17 protein-coding genes and 1 pseudogene are annotated in these 20,220 nt (G+C 34.7%); 12 read left to right on the top strand and 6 right to left on the bottom strand.

The features are described from left to right. Positions 1-57 precede the first annotated feature (57 nt). From ACFX4I_RS01025 to fucP, 5 genes are all read left to right on the top strand, one after another. Positions 58-1,116, top strand: a complete 1,059-nt coding sequence (locus tag ACFX4I_RS01025) for a Gfo/Idh/MocA family oxidoreductase (RefSeq protein WP_377418470.1) — start codon at positions 58-60, stop codon at positions 1,114-1,116. Then, positions 1,094-2,590 (top strand): sugar ABC transporter ATP-binding protein, encoded by a 1,497-nt coding sequence (locus ACFX4I_RS01020; protein WP_377418467.1) that lies wholly within the window; start codon positions 1,094-1,096, stop codon positions 2,588-2,590. Before ACFX4I_RS01025 ends, ACFX4I_RS01020 begins: the two co-directional genes overlap by 23 nt. Position 2,591: 1 nt before the next feature. Then, a complete protein-coding gene (locus tag ACFX4I_RS01015) occupies positions 2,592-3,596 on the top strand; it encodes an ABC transporter permease (protein WP_377418464.1) in 1,005 nt (334 codons plus the stop codon). 35 nt (positions 3,597-3,631) lie between these two features. Then, on the top strand, positions 3,632-4,360 hold the full coding sequence (gene nagB / locus ACFX4I_RS01010) for a glucosamine-6-phosphate deaminase (protein ID WP_377418460.1): 729 nt from the start codon (positions 3,632-3,634) through the stop codon (positions 4,358-4,360). A 268-nt stretch (positions 4,361-4,628) separates the two neighbouring features. Then, a complete protein-coding gene (fucP, locus tag ACFX4I_RS01005; RefSeq protein WP_377418457.1) occupies positions 4,629-5,987 on the top strand; it encodes an L-fucose:H+ symporter permease in 1,359 nt (452 codons plus the stop codon). Positions 5,988-6,096: 109 nt separating this feature from the next. On the opposite strand, the pseudogene ACFX4I_RS01000 reads toward fucP, so the two are convergent. Then, positions 6,097-6,180 (bottom strand): annotated as a pseudogene (locus ACFX4I_RS01000) (IS6 family transposase); the annotation flags it as partial. 507 nt (positions 6,181-6,687) lie between these two features. On the opposite strand from ACFX4I_RS01000, the gene ACFX4I_RS00995 reads away from it, so the two are divergent. Then, positions 6,688-6,990, top strand: a complete 303-nt coding sequence (locus tag ACFX4I_RS00995; RefSeq protein ID WP_377418453.1) for a hypothetical protein — start codon at positions 6,688-6,690, stop codon at positions 6,988-6,990. Between the two features lie 1,402 nt (positions 6,991-8,392). Then, positions 8,393-8,809 carry a hypothetical protein gene (locus tag ACFX4I_RS00990; protein WP_230301504.1) on the top strand — a complete coding sequence of 139 codons (417 nt, stop codon included), beginning with the start codon at positions 8,393-8,395 and terminating at the stop codon, positions 8,807-8,809. Positions 8,810-9,336: 527 nt separating this feature from the next. On the opposite strand, the gene ACFX4I_RS00985 is transcribed toward ACFX4I_RS00990, so the two are convergent. Together ACFX4I_RS00985 and ACFX4I_RS00980 are read right to left on the bottom strand one after the other, a co-directional pair. Further along, positions 9,337-10,404, bottom strand: a complete 1,068-nt coding sequence (locus tag ACFX4I_RS00985) for a site-2 protease family protein (RefSeq protein ID WP_377418739.1) — start codon at positions 10,402-10,404, stop codon at positions 9,337-9,339. Positions 10,405-11,223: 819 nt separating this feature from the next. Continuing rightward, complete coding sequence (locus tag ACFX4I_RS00980; RefSeq protein ID WP_377418449.1) at positions 11,224-12,183, bottom strand: hypothetical protein; 960 nt, start codon at positions 12,181-12,183, stop codon at positions 11,224-11,226. A gap of 454 nt (positions 12,184-12,637) precedes the next feature. Between ACFX4I_RS00980 and ACFX4I_RS00975 the strand changes: the two genes are divergently transcribed. The 3 genes from ACFX4I_RS00975 to ACFX4I_RS00965 all read left to right on the top strand — a co-directional run bounded on the left by ACFX4I_RS00975 (position 12,638) and on the right by ACFX4I_RS00965 (position 13,694). Continuing rightward, the gene (locus ACFX4I_RS00975; protein ID WP_377418446.1) at positions 12,638-12,793 is read left to right on the top strand and encodes a hypothetical protein; all 156 of its coding nucleotides are present in this window, start codon (positions 12,638-12,640) and stop codon (positions 12,791-12,793) included. A 311-nt stretch (positions 12,794-13,104) separates the two neighbouring features. Further along, positions 13,105-13,257 (top strand): hypothetical protein, encoded by a 153-nt coding sequence (locus ACFX4I_RS00970; protein ID WP_377418443.1) that lies wholly within the window; start codon positions 13,105-13,107, stop codon positions 13,255-13,257. 266 nt (positions 13,258-13,523) lie between these two features. After that, the gene (locus ACFX4I_RS00965) at positions 13,524-13,694 is read left to right on the top strand and encodes a hypothetical protein (RefSeq protein WP_155726552.1); all 171 of its coding nucleotides are present in this window, start codon (positions 13,524-13,526) and stop codon (positions 13,692-13,694) included. Between the two features lie 198 nt (positions 13,695-13,892). Here ACFX4I_RS00965 and ACFX4I_RS00960 read toward each other — a convergent pair whose 3' ends face one another. Together ACFX4I_RS00960 and ACFX4I_RS00955 are read right to left on the bottom strand one after the other, a co-directional pair. After that, complete coding sequence (locus ACFX4I_RS00960; protein ID WP_377418440.1) at positions 13,893-14,768, bottom strand: AbaSI family restriction endonuclease; 876 nt, start codon at positions 14,766-14,768, stop codon at positions 13,893-13,895. Between the two features lie 678 nt (positions 14,769-15,446). Then, a complete protein-coding gene (locus ACFX4I_RS00955) occupies positions 15,447-16,268 on the bottom strand; it encodes an STAS domain-containing protein (protein ID WP_230301511.1) in 822 nt (273 codons plus the stop codon). A gap of 1,720 nt (positions 16,269-17,988) precedes the next feature. On the opposite strand from ACFX4I_RS00955, the gene truA reads away from it, so the two are divergent. Together truA and ACFX4I_RS00945 are read left to right on the top strand one after the other, a co-directional pair. Then, the gene (gene truA / locus ACFX4I_RS00950; protein WP_377418437.1) at positions 17,989-18,726 is read left to right on the top strand and encodes a tRNA pseudouridine(38-40) synthase TruA; all 738 of its coding nucleotides are present in this window, start codon (positions 17,989-17,991) and stop codon (positions 18,724-18,726) included. A 111-nt stretch (positions 18,727-18,837) separates the two neighbouring features. Beyond that, positions 18,838-19,362, top strand: coding sequence for a type 1 glutamine amidotransferase domain-containing protein (locus ACFX4I_RS00945; protein ID WP_283901620.1), 525 nt, complete (start codon positions 18,838-18,840; stop codon positions 19,360-19,362). Between the two features lie 147 nt (positions 19,363-19,509). Here ACFX4I_RS00945 and ACFX4I_RS00940 read toward each other — a convergent pair whose 3' ends face one another. After that, positions 19,510-20,202: a DUF421 domain-containing protein gene (locus ACFX4I_RS00940; RefSeq protein ID WP_283932692.1), complete on the bottom strand. Its 693-nt coding sequence runs from the start codon at positions 20,200-20,202 to the stop codon at positions 19,510-19,512. Positions 20,203-20,220 lie beyond the last annotated feature (18 nt).

Raw genomic sequence — 20,220 nt, 5'->3', positions numbered from 1 at the left:
TAATGAGTAGCCTGCTACTAGCTAGCATGGATATTCTCACATAACAGGAGGCAAACAATGAAAAAGATAAATATTGCAATCATTGGCGCTGGGCGGATGGGACAATTACACGCAAAAAATTTTGAATATTTTGTCTATGGGGCAAATATTAAAGCGGTATGTGACCAAGAGAAAGCATTGGCACAAAAGCTCGCAATAGAAGTGGAAGGTGAGGTGTATTCCGATGTTTCAGTTCTACTTCTTGATGAATCTATTGATGCCGTTGTTATTACTACACCCGTTCAGACACATAAGACATTTGTATTGCAGGCACTGGAAGCAGGAAAGCATGTTTTTTGTGAAAAGCCACTTTGCTTAAATATTGAAGATGCGAATGATATGTATCAGAAAGCAAAGGAAACTAAAAAAGTATTTCAGGTCGGTTATATGAGGCGTTTTGATAAAGGTTATGAAACCGCAAAACAAAAAATTTCAGAAGGAGCAATTGGAACCCCTGTCTTTATTCGATCAACAAGCAGGGATCCGGGATTACCTCCTGTTCCAGGTTGGGGCTGTTTCCCTGAGAAGTCAGGTGATATTTCTTTTGAGCTTTGTTCACATGACTATGATTCTATTAGATGGCTTTTGGATGATGAGGTTGAAAGCGTTTTTGGTCAAGCTGCTGTTCTTTCTTCTATAAAAGAAAAGGAAATTTGTGGCGGGACAATGATGAATGATACGATCGCTCTTACATTAAAATTCTCTAGAGGTGCTCTTGGTACTGTTGAAGGACTATTAAATATTAAGTACGGATATGACGCAAGAACAGAAATAATAGGTGATGAAGGAGTTATTTCAATTGGTCAAATGAATTATATTGATGTAGTCACTGGCACAAGTGAACACAAAATTTCACTACCTACAGCACCTTCATTTACTGATCGGTTTGCTGAAGCTTATATAAAAGAGGGGCAGCACTTTATCGACTGCATCCTTAATGGACAAACTCCAATTGTAGGAGTCAGAGACGGACTGGAAGCAGTGAAAATTGCTGCAGCTGTTAATAAATCTATTCAGTTAGCTGCACCGGTAAATGTGACAGGAGAGATGTTATATGGATCAAACATATCGAATTGAAATGAATAACATCAAAAAGTCATTCGGAAAAGTGAACGTGCTTAAAAACGTATCATTAAAAGTAAAACCAGGGGAGGTCCACGCCTTTTTAGGAGAAAACGGGGCAGGGAAATCAACGTTAATGAAAGTTTTATCAGGGATTCATAAGAAAGATGATGGAGAAATTAAGATTGATGGCAACTTAATAGATATAAAAAATCCTAATATTGCAAAAGAGCTCGGTATTGGTATCATCTATCAGGAACTTGCACTAGCACCGGACTTAACTGTAGCTGAAAATATATTTCTTGGAAGTTTTCAAAATAAAAAAGGGATCGTTCAGTGGAACGACATGAATAGTAAAGCATCTGAATTGATTAAAAGTATTGGGTTTCAGGTGAACCCGAAAACGATTACCGGTTACTTAAGTGTAGCACATCAACAGGTAGTTGAAATTTGTAAAGCATTGTCACAGAACGTAAAGGTTCTCATATTAGATGAGCCAACAGCGGTATTGGCTCCGCAAGATGTAGAAAAACTATTTGATATTTTGAAAACCTTAAAATCCCAAGGAGTAAGTATTATATATATTTCCCATCGTTTAGAAGAAATTTTTGAGATCGCAGATGCTATTACAGTGTTAAAGGATGGAGAGGTAACAGGTAGCGTTTTACCTAAAGAGGTATCAAAAGACCAGTTGATCAGCATGATGATTGGTAGAAACCTAGAAGCCTTATTTCCGGAAAGAAATGCTCAAATTGGAAAAGAAATATTAAAGATTGTCAATTTATCTACGAAGGAAAAACTCAAAAATGTGTCTTTGACCGTGCATGCTGGAGAAGTAGTTGGTCTTGCTGGTTTAGTGGGAAGCGGCAGGACAGAAATTGCTAGAGCCTTGTTCGGCGTTGATAAACTCGAATCAGGTGAATTTACTTTAGACGGTAAATCGATTCAAACTAAATCGCCTTCTGACGCGGTAGCAAAAGGAATTGGCCTTGTACCAGAAAGTCGCAAAGAGGATGGACTGGTCCTGCCTATGTCGATTCGAAAGAACATAACGATGACTCAAACAAAGTCTATTACGAAATTTGTCAACGTCATTCAAAGTAAGAAAGAAAAAGGGATTGCCAATGATTTAATACAGAAGCTTCGGATTAAAACTAATAGTTGTGAAACACCTGTAGAAAACTTGAGTGGTGGAAACCAACAAAAAGTAGTATTGGCGAAGTGGTACCATACCAATACTAAAGTTCTTATTTTAGATGAACCAACGCGGGGGGTAGATGTGGGAGCCAAGGTGGAAATATACCAATTAATTAATGAACTCGCAGAAAAAGGCCTTGGTATCATCGTAATTTCTTCAGAACTCCTTGAGGTTATTGGTTTATGTGACAGGATTTATGTAATGGATGACGGCAGAATAAAAGGTTCACTCACTAAAGAGGAATCGATTACAGAAGAAAAAATTATGAGTCTTGCTGTAGGAGGTAGCTAAAATGAAAGATTTACATTCATCACAAGGAAAAGAGCAGGTAATTACAGCCCAGGGAAGGCAGCTCGTATTGCCCGTTAATCTTTTTAACTTTTTCTTAAAATACAATACGATTATTATCTTCGGATTATTAATCATCATGGCAAGTTCTCTCTCTGAAGTTTTTTTCACAGATAAAAACATCCTAAACTTGCTTCGCCAATCAGCAGCAATAGGGATCATTAGTATGGGGATGCTTCTTGTTATTATGACAGGTGGAATTGATTTGTCGGTCGGTTCATTTTTAGCGCTAGGAAGTGTATTAATGGCTTTCTTTCTACAAAGTTATTCCCTGCCTGTTGCTTTACTTTTTACATTAGCAATCGGTATAGTACTTGGTAGTATTTCCGGTTATCTGGTTGCGTATAGAAATATGGCTTCCTTTGTAGCAACTCTTGCTATGATGACTGTCGCTAGCGGACTTGCCTTTATAGTTTCAAAAGGCTCGCCTATTATGATTGATAATCTAGCAGTAACAATGTTTGATAGAAGCTATTTTCTTGGTATTCCGTCACCGGTAATTGTCATGTTCGTATTCTTTTTTATTACGGTATTCATTTTAAGGAGAACAGTCTATGGACGTCTTTTAAAAGCTATAGGCAGCAATGAATCTGCAGTTGTTTTATCTGGTGTAAAAACACACTATTATAAGTTCTCTGTATATAGTATTTCAGGTGCATTAGCTGTCGTAGGTGGAGTGTTGACGACAGCCAGAACGGGTGTCGGATCTCCATTAGTTGGTGCTGGAATGGAACTTGATGCGATTGCAGCAGTTGTCATCGGCGGGGCGGCCTTAAACGGTGGAAGAGGAACAGCATTAAATACGTTAATGGGTGTATTTATTCTGGCACTGATTGGAAACATTATGAATCTTATGAACGTTCCAGCATACCCTCAGCAAGTTATTAAAGGCGCTATCATTGTATTCGCAGTTCTCTTTCAAGCAGTACAGCAGAAACGCCGAATTTAAACAAAATGTATGTTTAAAAAGGAAGTGTCTTTACAATGCGATTGATTGTTACAGAAAATTATGAAGAAATGAGTTATTCTGCTGCTCAAGAAACAGCGAAATTTATTAAAGAAAACCCAGAATTAGTTTTAGGATTATCAACTGGTGGAACACCATTAGGAACATATCAGGAACTAATAAAATTGCATGAAAATGAAAACCTGGATTTCAGCAAAATAACAACCTTCAATTTGGATGAATATATCGGTTTAGAACCAAAACATCCTCAAAGTTATACGCGTTATACGTGGGATAACTTTTTATCTAAGGTGAATATTCAAAAGCAAAATGTTCATATTCCACCTGGCATTTTTAAAGATGAAAAGCAAGTTTTAAAAGAATATGATGAAAAGATACTTGAAGTAAACGGTATAGATGTTCAAATACTTGGCGTTGGTGGAAATGGACATATTGGCTTTAATGAACCAAATCAATTCTTACATCCAAATACCCATATTACTAATTTAACTGACGAGACCATAAAAGATAATTCTCGTTTCTTTTTAAATATAGATGAAGTGCCTAAACAAGCAGTAGCAATGGGAGTTGGGAGTATTTTAAGAGCAAAACACATTATCTTTATTGCTAGTGGAGATGAGAAAGCTGAGGCCGTTAGAAAAACTTTTAATGAAAAGATCACAACTCACTGTCCATCTTCTCTCTTACAATTACATGCAAATTTGACTGTTATTTTAGATAAGAAAGCAGCAAGATTACTTAATTAAGATAAGAAATAATTTAAAATATTGACAGAGTATTCATATAATAATTTTTAATATATTCAAAAGTTTAAATAATAGTGTGGACAATATTAGCTAAAAAATAAAATTAACTATCATATGAAAATAATTTTGAATAAATAAGAACATATTTTTCTGACTATATTATTACCCCCCTTTTTAATGTTGAAGTTAAACAACAGAGATCTATAAAAGGCAGGCTATATAAAAATCTCACGAAAAAAATATAAATTTATAATAAGGGGGTATTGAGATGAAAAACAAAAATTTAACTCAAATGCCTGATGGATATCTTAAGAAAACTCCTATTTTCCAATTTATACTATTATCTATACTCTTTCCACTCTGGGGTGCAGCAGCTAGTTTAAATGATATTTTAATTGCTCAGTTTAAAAGCGTGTTTGCACTAAGCGACTTTGCCACTGCATTAGTACAAAGTGCATTTTATGGTGGATATTTTTTGATAGCTATTCCAGCTTCATTAGTTATTAAAAAAACTAGTTATAAAATTGCTGTTATAACGGGATTAATATTTTATATTATTGGCTGCTCTTTATTTTTCCCAGCTTCTCATATGGCTACTTACATGATGTTCTTATGTGCAATCTTTGCAATCGCTATTGGATTGGGGTTTCTTGAAACATCAGCTAATACATATAGTTCGATGTTGGGCCCTCGAGAATATGCTACTCTTCGTCTAAATATTAGCCAAACATTTACCCCAATAGGTTCTGTAGTAGGTATTTTATTAGGAAAATATTTAATATTTCAAGAGGGAGAAAGCCTTGATAAACAGCTTGCAAAAATGAGTCCAGAACAGGCTCATGCTTTTAGTTTGGAGATGTTGCAGAATTCTCTACAACCATACAAATATATAATTTTTATACTTATTGGTGTTCTAGTCATTTTCCTTATAACCAAATATCCTTCATGTAAGACTCAAAAAGATGCACAGTCATCAAATAAAGCTTCAAATCCGGGTATATTGGAAACTTTAAGATATTTAGTGGGGAATGCACGATTTCGTAAGGGAATCATTGCTCAGTTTTTATATGTAGGAATGCAAGTTTCAGTTTGGTCATTTACTATTAGGCTAGCACTAGTTCTTAACGATGATATTAATGAACGTAGTGCTTCAAATTATATGATTTATAGCTTTATTGCTTTTTTTATTGGGAAGCTTATTGCTAATTTTTTAATGACGCGCTTTTCTCCAAAAAAAGTATTATTTATATATTCTATTATTGGTACATGTTTGCTTGCTTATATTGTAGTTGCATCGAATATGATGGCAGTATATGCAGCTATAGCCGTTAGTATGATTTTTGGTCCATGTTGGGCAACTATTTATGGAGAAACACTAGAAGTAGTAAAAGAAAAAAAATATACCGAAATGGCTGGTGCTATCTTGGTTATGGCTATTGTAGGAGGTGCCGTAGTACCCGCGGTACAAGGTATTGTATCTGATGTGTTAGGATCTATACAACATGCATTTCTAGTACCTATGATTTGCTTCATGTATGTGGGCTACTACTTTTACAATGAAATGAAAAGGGAACAAAAAATAAAAAATACGATAGAAGAAAAGTTAATTAATGTAGGAGTTAAATAAGCAGGGGAGCAAAATAACGGGATTACAAAAAAATAGTTCTTAACGATTCTTTGGTGCAAAGATAAAATAAAAGAGAATATAATGCATATATTCCTAGCGGAATCGTATCTTATGATGCAAGCCCAAACAATCGATGGATGAATTCTTTCTGATTTTGGACAGACGGATTTCATAAATCTGCCTGTTCTTTTTTTCTATGCCACTTAATATTGAGGTAGCTGATTGTTATTTTATCCGTTCGTGAAAGTACACTTTTGCAAACGGGTATTTTTTGTTGGCGCACATATGTTAGTACATTAATGATTGACAATTGGATATATGATCTTAAAGTTTATGATACTGATCAAATAGAAAAAATGTTGAGTGGTGAAAAGCACCATGTCTGGGAGACACATTCTCAAGATCAACTCCAACTTTCTCCTGATAACCTTAAGGAAATCTACTCTAGATTAGATGATTTTGAGTAGAGAGCTATATTTTGTTTATCCAATAAGGCTCTTTGTAATACTGATTCCGACCTTTTTGGTGTGAGAATCATATCTATACTGAGAATTTAATGAGTATGAAAAGATTAATCTAGTTTAATAACATTAGAAACAAAATGCGGCTAGTTGTGAAAATTGATGGGCAAAGACAGAATAGGCCGTAGAAAGAGATAGAAAAAGAAATTGAAGAAAAGAAAAATATTGCATTTAGAAACTTGATTGAACAACACCTTTCGAGAAAATTAGGGGAGAAGCTCGACTTCTTTAAACATCCAGTGGTTTATAAATGGTATAAACACTTATATAAAATCAGAAACGATATAGTTCATAGTGGAAAGTACTTTGTTACTAATGAGGAGGCTCAGGCAGCATACGATAGTTACGTAGAGGTAAGGAATTATATTGCTGATAAGTTGGTTGAAAAGAAGTACCTTTCTAAAAAAGGAAATGTTGATTTGAAATTATTTGAAGAAGTTTACTCTAATCCAAAAAACACAAGGAAATTCGCCAGAAACTAGAGAAGTACAATTTGGTTCCAAAAGATCTAGAATTTCCCCCACGATAATAACAAATAGATTAACTTTTTTGTATTTATTTGTAAGCACCTTTTTTCTAGTGAAATATAAATTCAGTAAATCATCTACCTTGGATAGATTTTGGTCTCCTTAATAGTTCTTGTTTAAGATCTGCCATTGTAATGCCCATTTTTACTCTATTTATTTAAAACGCTTCTTTTAGTAAGGTTTCCTAATAGGATTTGTTGATAAACCCACCAACATCTCTTTGTGTTGTCAATTGCAGTCCACACAAGTAGTATCTCTAATCACTCAAAAATTTAAAAAGGTAATTTAACTTTCTTTGATATCCGGTAGATGCCTTATGTATAAAATATTTAATAAGTATAAGGACAAGAAGACCACCTGCTCACACATTTGCTCACATAATTATTTTTTTGAGCTTTATTCATTTTACTGAGTTGATATAAGCACCTTACAAAACCTTGAGAAATCAACCTTCTTTACACTTATTTAATGCAGTTAAACCAGTTTGAATTTATGAAACAAAATTGACAGGGAAGGGGTCGTGGGTTCGAATCCCTCACAGGTCATCAACTACCAAAGGCTCAAATCCTTGATATAACAAGGATTTGGGTCTTTTTTTGTTTATAAAGAATTAGTTCATTTTGTATAATTTACTCAATTTGTGGCGGATAGAGAAGAAGTAAAACGTAGTACAGACAATTATTTGTGATAATTATTATTTCAAGGACTTTGAGTAAGCCTTTTGTTATCTGCTAACGATGGAGGTTAAAAATAAGACCGTATTTTTGGCTTTTCTTTAAAAGGTACATAATTATATTCTTCGGTAAAACCCACTTTACTATAATGTGTTGGATTACCTTTACTACCAAATACCATGCACGGGAATACTTCTTGGAAGCTCTGAACATGACGCATGAAGACGATATAAAATATTGGAAATGATGAAAGGCTTCAGAGATAAATTTCCAGCTCACAGAGAGAGTGGTTACAACGAACCCTGTCCCCTACTTTGATATTGCGCATAATGTAGCACATCATTACGTTTCTTGACTTGAAAAGTATAATACAACGCCTTCACTTGAAATGATGGTAGAACAATATCAAGAAGAATTACAACCAATGATAGAAAGTTTTAAAGTGAAATAAATAGAAGGAGGAAAGTATGGAAGAGTAATTAAAAGCAAATTCCTTTCCTATTAGGGGATTAATCACACTTCTCGTAGGAATTACCCTCCACTTCAGTATTATATAGTAAATATTTCCTTTATTTTTAACTGTGTGATTTTAATATCTCAACAGTTTATTATATTGATAAAGGAAGAATAACTTAATCTACTACTATAATAAAGTAAGTCTTTAAAAGGGAAGTGATTGTTAAATGCTTTATATAAGCGATATCGAAAAGATAATTAATAACACATTAAATGAGCACAATTTGGATATTATTTATGTATTTGACAATAATCTAAGTGCACCTATGAGTTATAACGTATCGACCAATACTATAAAATTCAATTACATTCAAGTTAACGGTTATAAAGGGAAAATTAGAATTAAAGAGACAGAGGAAGACTTTGTTAAAATTATTCTTTATCGTATGATCGGATATTATTTAGATTTTAAGAAAAACAAACATGATTTAAGGATTTTAATGTATGGTCACGAAGAAGAAAAAGAAAAGCTAAAATCTGAAATAGAAACTAATGCTTGGGATTATGGGAGAACATTAATACCTGAACAACTATTGGAGTCATATGATAAAGTTCGTGAATTAGATAAAATGCTAATAAATTAATGTACTTTAAGAAAATGGAGACCCGACTTTAAACTAAAACAAGAAAAAGAAGCCTCCTTGGAGAATCTCTCTGGAGCTGACTTTTGAGTGAGAAATTAAACTGATATCCAATAAGACAAGACCCAGAGAAAGAGGAGTTGTCTTAGAAAGCTTGATGAATAAACAAATAGAAAATGAAGTTCAAAGTTCGTGCTCAATTTTTAAGAGAAAACATGGAAAAGCATATCGATTACTTGGCTAAAGAAATAGCCACGAATGAACGAGAAGATATATGTCCCTCTGAAAATTACATTCATTATCAACGATTGGTTTTATTTCTTGTAAAGAACCAAAAGTAACCGTGGTATCAGGTTAAACTAACCTATGGAATCCTTTTCTTGTTGAACTAACAGGTGCGTAAGTTCTATAGGGTGTAATAAAAGAGAGTACAAGAAGTAGTCTCTTCTATCAACATTAATGTTTCACAAGCCTAAATAAATGGACAGTTAAAGGGGACACTCATAAATGAGGTCCCCTTTCATAATGTATTACGGTAATGAAGTTTTATATTGTTCCATTAAATCACCTGCATATAAGCTTGTTATCATTAAGAAAATGGCAAGCCCAATGTATAATGAGAACCAGGTGACTTTTGTTTTGAGACTCGATGAGTAATAGGATTTCTCTTTATCCCTAATTTCAGTTTGTTCTTGCACTTCTTTAAAAAAGGTTGCTGCTATTCGTTCATACGTGCCTTTATTTTCAAAATCGGTCGGTCCGTTCTGGTATTCATTCGAATTAGCAGCATCCATTAAGGACCTATAAATATTCAATTTTACCTCGGTCAGCTGTTTTTCTTTTAGTTTATTATCATCAAATAGCGGGATATGCCAACTCTTCATGTTGTTAAACTTTTCATGTAGTTGGCTTAATTCCATATTCCAAATATTAACCAGGCGAATTTTTTCTTCATCTGTTGCACCTGCATATTGTTCTAGTTGCCTTAAACCATATTGATTCAATTCAATGATGTTGTCTCTTTGATTTCTGGTTGTCTCGCTACGGAATTCTTTCCACCACTTAGAAATACCCAATAATAAGAAAAGAATTAAAAATGGGTTTGGATGGAGAAACAAATATACAACCATTCCGATAATCCCTAATACCCAAAGCTTTGTGGAGATGACTCCCACTATACGTCCTCCATCAAGAGGATGCACAGGCATTAGATTAAATAGGTTAATCATGGCTCCAAGTGTAATAACTAAAAGCCAGAATGGATTTTCCGTCATCATAAATAGGGGGATGGCTGGTAGAAATGCTAATGTACCTAATAAAGGACCTCCGAAGGCAAGATAAGCTTCTTGGTTAGCATTCTTGGGTTCTTCTTTAAGGGCAATTAACGCTCCGACAAAAGGGATGAAAATGGCATTGGATGTTTTGATGCCTTTTCTCTTAGCAGCTAGTAAATGCCCCATTTCATGGATGTAAATTAGATAGACTAGGGCTACGGCAAATTTCCAACCGTAAACCAAGGCATATGCTCCTAATGAAACGAAAATAGAAATCAGAGAACCTACTTTTGCTATTTTCAATAGCGCAAACAACCATTTCATTTTCCCTAGGAAAAATAACCCGATTGCCCCCAAACTTAACCATCCTTTATTCGATTTAGATTCTTTCAAAATGTACCTCCTAGAGTAAATGGGAAAACAGATGACCCCAGTGACACTATGTCTATCTGAGCTCCTTCTTGATTTATCATCTTGCTAATATCCTTATTATATCGTATTCGATAATCCTTTTCTTATCCATTTAGGGAAATTTTTCTAGAATATTAACTTTCAAGTATTACATTTTTTAATTAAGATAGAGTGCATCTATAACAGAAATACTAGATGGAGGTAATGAACATGATTTTTGATAAAGAAGCTGTTATATACAAAATTTGAAGGAGAAGAAGCTTATGTAGTTGTTGTAAATGTTAAAATAGGATGGTATCACGGTTGAGAAACATAAGAGTTAAAAAAGGGTAGAAGAGGGTGACAATACTCTACAATAGGTCCTTAATCAACGAACGGGTGCGGTGCATTAGCACAATAAGAAATAAAAATGTCCCTTTCCTAACATACCGGAAAGGGACATTTTTTGTTGGGTTTTGCTTAGCATACAAATTCCCGAAATGCTGGCGATACCGCTTCTAAACATCTTTTTCGATTTCCACCAATTCAAGTTTTTCCTTTTGGATTTTAGCATTCGATATGTGTTCCTAATGAATTCACATCTAATAAGAAAGCTTTAATCAATTAACTACCTTTTTGGTTTATCTTTTTAGTTTTTACTATGGCTAAAAAAACTATAAATCCAACTATACCCGCGAAACCTAATATATTAATTATAGTAGACAAACCGAATCTTCCTTTCTGTTGATAATCTTATTCTTTATCTTGAATCACAACCCTAAAGGATCCGAAAGTTTGCTGACTCTCATAATTATCAGAACTTACTTCATAAGGAAATGGAAAGGCGATGAGTTGGAAATTTTCTTCGCTTTCAACTTCAGGTAGTTTAAAATCAAAAAGATGTCTAGTTTCTGGAGGAACAGTGGTATATAAGACGTCTGTGTTATCTTTAACTGCAACTTGTTCCCAATCTTTTAAAGCTATGATTGCATATCCGATCTCAGCATTCGTCTCATTTCCGGCAGAGAACTTTAGCTTCTTGTCTTCTTTTTCAGTCATAATTGATTGCAACTTTTCCTGACTATTTGTGATAGATATATTTTCATTTAAACCATCCTTCACAATAGCATCAGGCTTTACTTCCTTTATTTTTTTTACATCTTTCCCGTTGTCAGCTTTGTTGATGGAATACCGCATACTTAAAACTTGTTCCAAAATTCCTGCCCTATTTAGATCGAGCTCCTTTAATTTATACTCTGGCTTTTGCACGATTACAAAAGTCAATTCACTGGAGTCGGAACGAATAGGAACGGAAACATTGAAGTTTATGGAGCTGTTAGGTTTCATATCAAAGAAATATTTATTTACGTCCTGCTCCTTATTTTTAACTTTAAATTTTACTTGATTATAATCTTCAAAAACAAGTAAAGCATACTTTCTGTCCTCATCAATGTCGTTGTCTACTGAGGCAACAACTGACACTTCATTGTCTGTACTATTAAGTGTACTTCCTTCATCGATAACTTTACCTTTCAAATTTTCCAACCCATATCCAATCGAACCATAATCAGCCGCATTCGTTACTTCACTTTCCTGTTCAATAGCAACCATATCAGAAGTGCTTAATTCTTTAGGAGAAGATGAAGAATAAAACCAGTAAAAAACTCCGAGCAATAACAACACTGAAAACGCAGCTATGTAGTATTTTTTCATAAACCAATCTGCTCCTAATTAAAAGAGATAGGCAATGAGCTTATCTCTTCATTATTTTTCTACTCCCAATTACCAATATGCCTTATCCTTGCAACAGATTAATTAAATCTGACTTAGGTTAAATAGAAGGGTATGTTAAGAGCCCTACAAATTATTCAAGTCATAAATCTCGAAATAGAAAAGCATTTGTCTTTCGAAAAACAGGTGGAGCATATGTTTATTTCGTCGTGTCAAAAATCAAGTTTTACAACTGTTGAGAAATTGAGTACAGCATAAAAAAACCTCTTGTCTTGGAGAGAGGTCTAAAGTATTTATTGTTATTTAATTTTACCATAATTTATGAGTTTTATAAGCAAGCCGGGATGCTCCCCCCAATCCTATTTTTTTACACACTGCTTAAATTAACTAATATTTGCCAAAATATATAAATAAAGTAAATGAAGAGATGGTTTTATTGAAGAAATTTAATATTGATTCCGAGTTACTGGAGCAAATCAAAGTAGGTGTTTTAGTTGTTTGTGCGGCGAGCCTTTTGGTTATTGCTTATCAGCAATATCGTTGGTTACCTGAAAGTGTTCAAGCTTTATTTGCAATGCTAAACCAAGGATAAGGAGCTTCAGAAAAACCTTTATGAAGAAAGGAGAATGAATATGGAAAACTTAATGCAAATAACTCCTTTAGTGTTTTGGGCAGTAATAATAATAGGGGGAATTTACTTATTAGCAAGGTATATAAAGAAATGAAAAATTTTTTAATAGTCTTAGGGATTGTGGCCGTTTTAATTATAGGGGAAGTATTCTATATTTTTCCACACAACCTACAAGTGCGGAATTAGAATACTCTGAACAATTAAAATGGGTTGTCCATAAATACTTAATCAATGAGAAGAACTATGTTGAAGACAACATAGAAGAAATTAAAGTGACTGATAACGCTAAGCTAAAAGGAAAGAAAAGATTTGAAATCGCAGTTGTATTTAAAGACGATAAAGACAGTGTATATTACTACCAGTATGATGAAAAATCCGGGAAAGTAGAACAAATTGCAGTGACAGGTAAAAAACACGAGGAATGACAAAGTTAATTCCTTTAATAAAGAAGGTTGCTGCTGCGGTAAACTTTTTTTTACGGAACAAAAACGGGGTATTTAGTTAAAATGTCGATTTAAACTATATACCTCTTTCTAATTTAACCTCAGTCTGCTTTATTTTATATTAATCACGCATTAACCAAATTGGATAATTATGTTAATGTTAACTTATGTACCTAAACGATCGAAACATAGTAGTAAAAAGGTACGTAAATTCAATGATGTCGACAAATTTATAAAAGGGGTAAGTTATGAGTAAAAAAACTGAAGAACAAAGTAAAATACAAAAGCCTTCCCTGGATAGAGCCGGTCAAAGAGCGTTTATGGGAAATCCTGAGGAATTTAAGCTTTCTTTTTATGGGATTTTTATGGCTCTCATTCCCATTATCATATTAGGAATTATCGTTTGGTTAAATTGGTAATGAACCAACACTAATTTAATATGGTATTTGAATGGACGAAAGTTGAAAACACGTATAAAAAGCCCCGATTAGAGGCCTTTTTGTATACTCGCTAACAACCTACTCTTTGTTTAATAAGAAGAAAGTAGTGAGGTAAATCCTCCCTGTTTAAAGCTATCTGCTAAAATGGAGACGCAATTATCATTCCCATTTATTTATTTATTTATTGTAGGGGGTTAAATCAATTTCTTCGGCGACTCGTTTATAGAATACAGAATTCCCTTCGATTTGATCCCACTGAAAAATACCAACAAATTGATACTTATTCGTTTTAAATATGGGGTCCTTAACTTTCATAAATGTAATCCGATCTCTTGGTGTACCCTCCGGGAGGTTGAGTGGAATATAATCCCTTTCCATTCTTTTTTCTTCAATTTCAGTCCAATTGTCGTTAAAAAGGTTAATCCATCCTCGAGTATTTGAGACATTTCCTTGTCCAATGTCTATAGATAACTGGGGGAACCACATCATATAGCGTTCATTAAACTTCCAATAAGATTTTTGTATACTATCATAATTCTTTCCTAGACAACGCATCGCCTCAGAAATTGTTCGGAACGTAAACTCATCATAAACGGATAATGTTCCCTGCTTGACTGCTAACGCTGCATAATCTACGTCTTCAGACCAAGGTATTATCTTGCTGTCAGAAGCCATTTTATTGATTAGTTGAACGATATCTTCAATTTTAGTATGTATCATTTCTATTGAGTTGGTGGCATCTATTCGTTCAATCTTAATTTCATTTTCCTTAACTGCTTTAAACATTTTTCCAATCTCTAATGTTCGAATTTCATCATTACGTGCGTTACTTTTGTGATGCCCTTCGTCACATTCAATCCCTAAATGAATCTGTGGGAAATATAGATCAAGCAAGGCGTATTTACCATCCGCTCGTTTCACATATTGTTGAGTAACAGGTTTTAAATCTAACCGGTTTAATCGATTCCAAATCCTGTTTAAAATATAATTCTCGTAATCTTTCCTTTTAGTCCTGGAAAATGTTCGAACTAAATACTCTCTTTTCGCATCCATCTTTTCCCTCACCTTGATTAATCTAGCTTTTTGCTTCAAATATATTTTTATTCCATAAGAAAAAGAGTGGCTGATCAGCACTTATTAGTGAAGTCAGGCACCCAGCCATCTAACAAATTTCATATAGGCCATATCATTCATATTGTATCAGTCTTTAATCATTAAGAAAGAATTCTGCCCGGATAAAAAAATAGGGGTTATAAAAGTATATTACTTTTGTTTTTTTACTTGATTTTCAAGCAACGTAATAAGCAAATTACTGACTTTACTTTTTTAAAGCACCTTACGAATTGAAGAACTACACAAATCCTTTTTAATGCTTAGGGCAGTCATAATCCATACAGTTATAGAGTTATATCTCTTTAATAAAAAATCGTTCCTGAAAAATTATTGCTAGTTGTTTTTTTGCTTTCAAGATAGTAAAAAGTTGTACTTAAAGTAACGTGTGCTTTACTTCAATAAGGCGGGTTGCTGAGGCAACCTTTTTTGTATGCAACTAACGGGGCAGTTTAGTTGAAGGAGAATACGAATTGATTGGTATTGAATTAAATACCTAACTATAGTTTTTATAGCAAGATGTAACTGCTGGCCAGGAACAAATATTTAGACAGTTGGTCAGAATATATTGAATAAGAAAAAAGAGTCGGCAAAGCGACCCTAGTCTAAGATTCTCCGTGTTTAACTTAATAAGTATTTATTCAATGCTTGTTGTAAAGTTCCCAATGTTTGTGCTTTTTCATTTAATCTCATGCCTATGTTTATCATTTTTCTAACCACTTCTGCTCTTAACCCGGTAATTACAGTGGTACAACCCATTAATGAAGTGCCGTCAATAATCTTCATTAAATGATCAATTACTTCAGGCTCCATTTCCATAATACCAGATAAGTCCATAATCAATGTTTGAATACGTAATTTTCCAATCTCTAATAAAACTTTTTCCTCGAGAATATTCGTTCGGTAAAGATCAACCGCACCAATAAGAGGCAAAATACATATAGTGGGTGTTATTGGTATTATAGGCACCGAAAGATTTTCAACCAATTCTTTTTGAGCCATTATCAACGAATCTTTGTATTGAGAATATGTGATAAAGAAAACATTTAAAAATCTGTCTACTTGATTATTAACTTGTTTTTCTACCGAAAAAAATTCTTCAGTAATAACCTTATTCTTTACCTCGTTATATTCTTGTAGGAACCTCCACAAGGTCCTTCGAATGGCTTGCACCCACTCTAATTTGAAAGATAATGGTATTGCGTGTGTCGCCCAAGCTATACCTTCTTGTTTAGCAAATGATTGAAGTTCTTGTTCTTTAGCCTCAATAATGTATTGAATCAGCCTATGGGCATTATTTATCAGGTCAATATTGCCGATCGTTAAAATTTCTTCAATTTTTTCTTTCACATTAGATGCTTCGTTTAATAATGAATCTTCAAAATCCGCTTTATTTTCATGGATGAATTCCAGTAATTTATATGTATCTAGTGACCCATTCATAAATTAGTCCCCCTATTTTTTATATACCAAAACTACAATTACCCTGTATTTATAATTACTAAACCCGTTTACACTATAAGATTCTAATTTAAAGGGAAAATGAATGTATTTATGTTAATTAATATTGTGAAGATTTCTACTTAAACTAATGGGTGCGTTTGCGGCCGAGCCTAGGTCGTATCATATAGCGGGTGGGATTCCCGTCGAGTAATAACTAGCCATTCGCTCGTAGCGAGTCTTGGAGGGCTAAAGGTAACTTTAGTCTTTAAGCGTAGACAGTTAGGTGGCGGGCGGAAAGCCAAATGGTTGAAGGGATTGAGCTCCATAATGTTAGTAAACCGAGAGGGCTGATGCTTTACGCACAGCAGAAAGCTACATTTTATCCTTCGTTAAGGGCAAGATGGATAAAACCTCTCTGGAGTCAGAGACCTTGGCACGTTACACATCGATATGATACGGCAACTCGGGAGACCCTACCGGTCTTTTCTTGTTAGAAGAGTATGGTGTACAAGCGATAAAAAGCAAGGAAACCAATTGCTGTGTAGAGAGTCGGATAGCAGCGTAGTACCAATGAAGTTGGGTAATGCCGATGGAGGAAAGGCTAGCTACCAGTTATCGCCCATACTAGGGGAATATTTACTAAACTCAGAGGTAGGGATAAATGGAAACAAAACTACTATGGATAGCAGAATTAGCAAAATCTGAATCTGAGTGATTAACTACATTTTGTGAATGGTAACTAGGAGGAGCCGTGTGCGTGAATAGCGCAAGCACGGTTCTGTGAGAGGGGCAGGAACACAATCTACGTAAGGTAGAGAGGTTCCCTTCTACTCGACTAGCTGTAGATCGGAGATATCTTTAAGGCAGCTTTTTTACTCAATGAATATTGATAAACCCATCATCCCATTGTTAGCCAAATACATTCCGCACATATTGTTTGTTGTTCAGGCATCCTCAAAAAAAGTTTAGAAGAGTTAAAAACTAACCAAGTTGATTTAAGTTTAGTAGCACAGGAAAAGACAGAACAGATGTTATTATTTGTAATCCAAATAGTGAGCTCCATTCCGATAAAAAAACACTAAACTGTAATGATATTCCGTTTCCTAATTGATCAGTGGCTTGAAAATTAAACGATTAGTCACAATGATAATTATAGCAGACCACCTGCTCACCATCTTGCTCACACATGTGCTAACATAATTATTTCATTGAGCCATATTTATTTTTATCCTTGATATAACAAGGATTTGGCCTTTTCTATTTTTCATTTCCATTTATTATTCCCTGTGTGTTTATGCATTGCACAAAGTTGTACAGAAACTGCGCGTGACGGTGAATCGTTCGTTGCATGACGTTAGCCACTTTGGTACACTATGCAGAAGTGCATTTCACTTTGATAGCTAGGATTTACTATCGAGTGGCATAGATAAGATGTATGATTTTTCATAAATCATGGTCCTTGTAAGCGGTGGGTGCTCCCAAATGAAATAGGACAATGGAACTCCATTTACTGCATTCACTGCAGACTTGTGGAAGTAAGGGGATAAAGGGACAAAACTCATTACATTATGATACAAAACCTTAACAACTTAACAATTTAAATGTGTTTCTAAGAAAAGGCAATCTGTTCCCTCATACAGCAGGAGTTGTATGGGGGCTTGTATTTTATCAAGAATTTTCTGTTTAGATGACTATACAGTAATAAAATAAGGAGGAAGCAATGAACAATTATAAATTGACCATTCAATATGATGGTGGGCGCTATAAAGGCTGGCAACGACTCGGTAATAGTGATGATACGATTCAAGGGAAAATAGAAAATGTCTTAACGGAAATGGTGGGGGAAAAAATCGAGATTATCGGATGCAGCAGAACGGATGCCGGTGTACATGCCCTTGCTCAAATCGCCAATTTTAAGATTGGTGAAAATCTGACTGAAGCTGAAATCATGAATTATTTGAATAGGTATTTACCAAGAGATATCAGCATTGTCGAGGTTAGGTTAGTTCCTGAGCGTTTTCATGCCCGTTATAATGCAAAGGATAAAACCTATTTGTATAAGATCTGGAACGAGCAATATACAAATCCTTTCATGCGAAAATACAGTATGCATGTAGAGAAAAAGCTGGATATCACAAGAATGAAAAAAGCATGTCAACATTTTATAGGTGAACATGATTTCACAGCTTTTTCAAATGCAAAGTCTAAGAAAAAATCCATGGTGCGTGAAATATATTCCATTGATATAGAAAAAAATGCCGGATTCATCCAAATTACAGTGCGAGGCGATGGATTTCTTTATAATATGGTTAGAAAGATTGTCGGGACGTTGATAGAAGTTGGGTTGGGTGAAATAGATGCTGAAAATATACCAAGCATTTTAGGGTCAAAAGAAAGAATCCAAACGGGCCGTATGGCGGAGTCAGCTGGGTTGTACTTGGTAAAGGTTGATTTTTAGACCAAATATTGATGCATCGGTTAACGCATGTAAAGTGTACAGGCAGTAGATAAAGGGAAGTAATAGGGAAGAATGGTAAAGGGGAATAGAACGAAAAAAGGAGAGATTTTCATGAGATTAGCAGGAAAGAAAATAATCAGTCTTGTGCACCATGATTTTGAAGATTTAGAGCTCTGGTATCCGATTTTACGATTAAAAGAAGAAGGAGCGATTGTTCACCTCGCTGGAGAAAAGGCAAATGAAACATACATTGGAAAATATGGTGTACCAGCTATATCTGATTATGAGTATGGCAGTATTAAAGCTGAAGAATATGATGCCATTCTTGTACCGGGCGGATGGGCACCTGACAAAATTCGCCGGTTTCCTGAAGTGATATCACTTATCCAAAGCATGGAAGAAAATAAAAAACCCATCGGGCAAATTTGTCACGCTGGTTGGGTGTTGATCTCCGCTAAAATTTTACAAGGGAAGAATGTAACGAGTACACCGGGCATTAAAGATGATATGGAAAATGCAGGGGCAACTTGGATAGATAAGCCCGTCGTCGTTGATGGAAACCTTGTATCAAGCAGGCGCCCGCCTGATCTACCGGATTATTTAAGGGAATTGATAAACGTGATTGAAAAGAGTTAATTCATAATAGGCTGAAAAAGTGGTTTTTCCTCTGGAAAAACCACTTTTATTATTCCTGCTATCCAATTACCCGAATGCGATATATTTAACAAAAATTGATATGATATTTTTTAATCTTGATTATGATTCTCGCTGAAATGCAATGGATTAATCCCTTGATTGATCCTTAATCAAATCAATATACAAATTTCCTTTTGTCCCTACCACAGCATACGAGATGTCAAAAACAGCAAGGTTCCTTTTTTTGAGTTCAGCCATTAACCATTCGTCATCGTAGGTGTGTTTGGATAAGTTTTCATATAAGATTTTCCCGTCATAGACCAGTTCAATCGGTACCGTTCCTGCTGAGGGCAGTAAAGGTAAATCCTGCTTGGTGGCATTTTGGTATTGTTCTTTTTTTAATACAGAGAGGGAGCCGTTTATCTCTAAAATGGCACATTCCACTTCTTCTATGTTGAAGATATCTTTTCCACGCAAAGCCTGTTTAAGAGAATCCAGTGAATACCCCATTCGTTCCATTGACTCTTCGAGTATTTTCCCTTTTTGAATTAAGGTAGCAGGTTCTCCAGCGATCCATTTCCCGAAGCGCGGATTTCGAACCGCTAAGAGATTCAGTATAAAAACGATGGTACCCATAATAATAATTGCAATGATAAAATACAGGAATTTAATATTAATATTGAATGTTAGATTCCCAGCAATTGTCCCCATCGTAATTGAAGCAATATAAAGGTGATAGGTCCTCTGGGCAATCGTCTGTTTACCGAGAAGATGGACAAATACCCATAATAAAATAAAAGAGGAAAAGGTTCGAAAGATGATTTCAACAGCTTCTGACATGACTATTTCTCCCTTACA

It is taken from the genome of Peribacillus sp. YIM B13472 (assembly GCF_042788005.1).
In the GTDB taxonomy this organism is placed as follows: domain Bacteria; phylum Bacillota; class Bacilli; order Bacillales; family DSM-1321; genus Peribacillus; species Peribacillus simplex_E.
The sequence above is the reverse complement of the archived record's forward strand: the minus strand, read 5'-3'. Positions and strand labels throughout refer to the sequence as shown.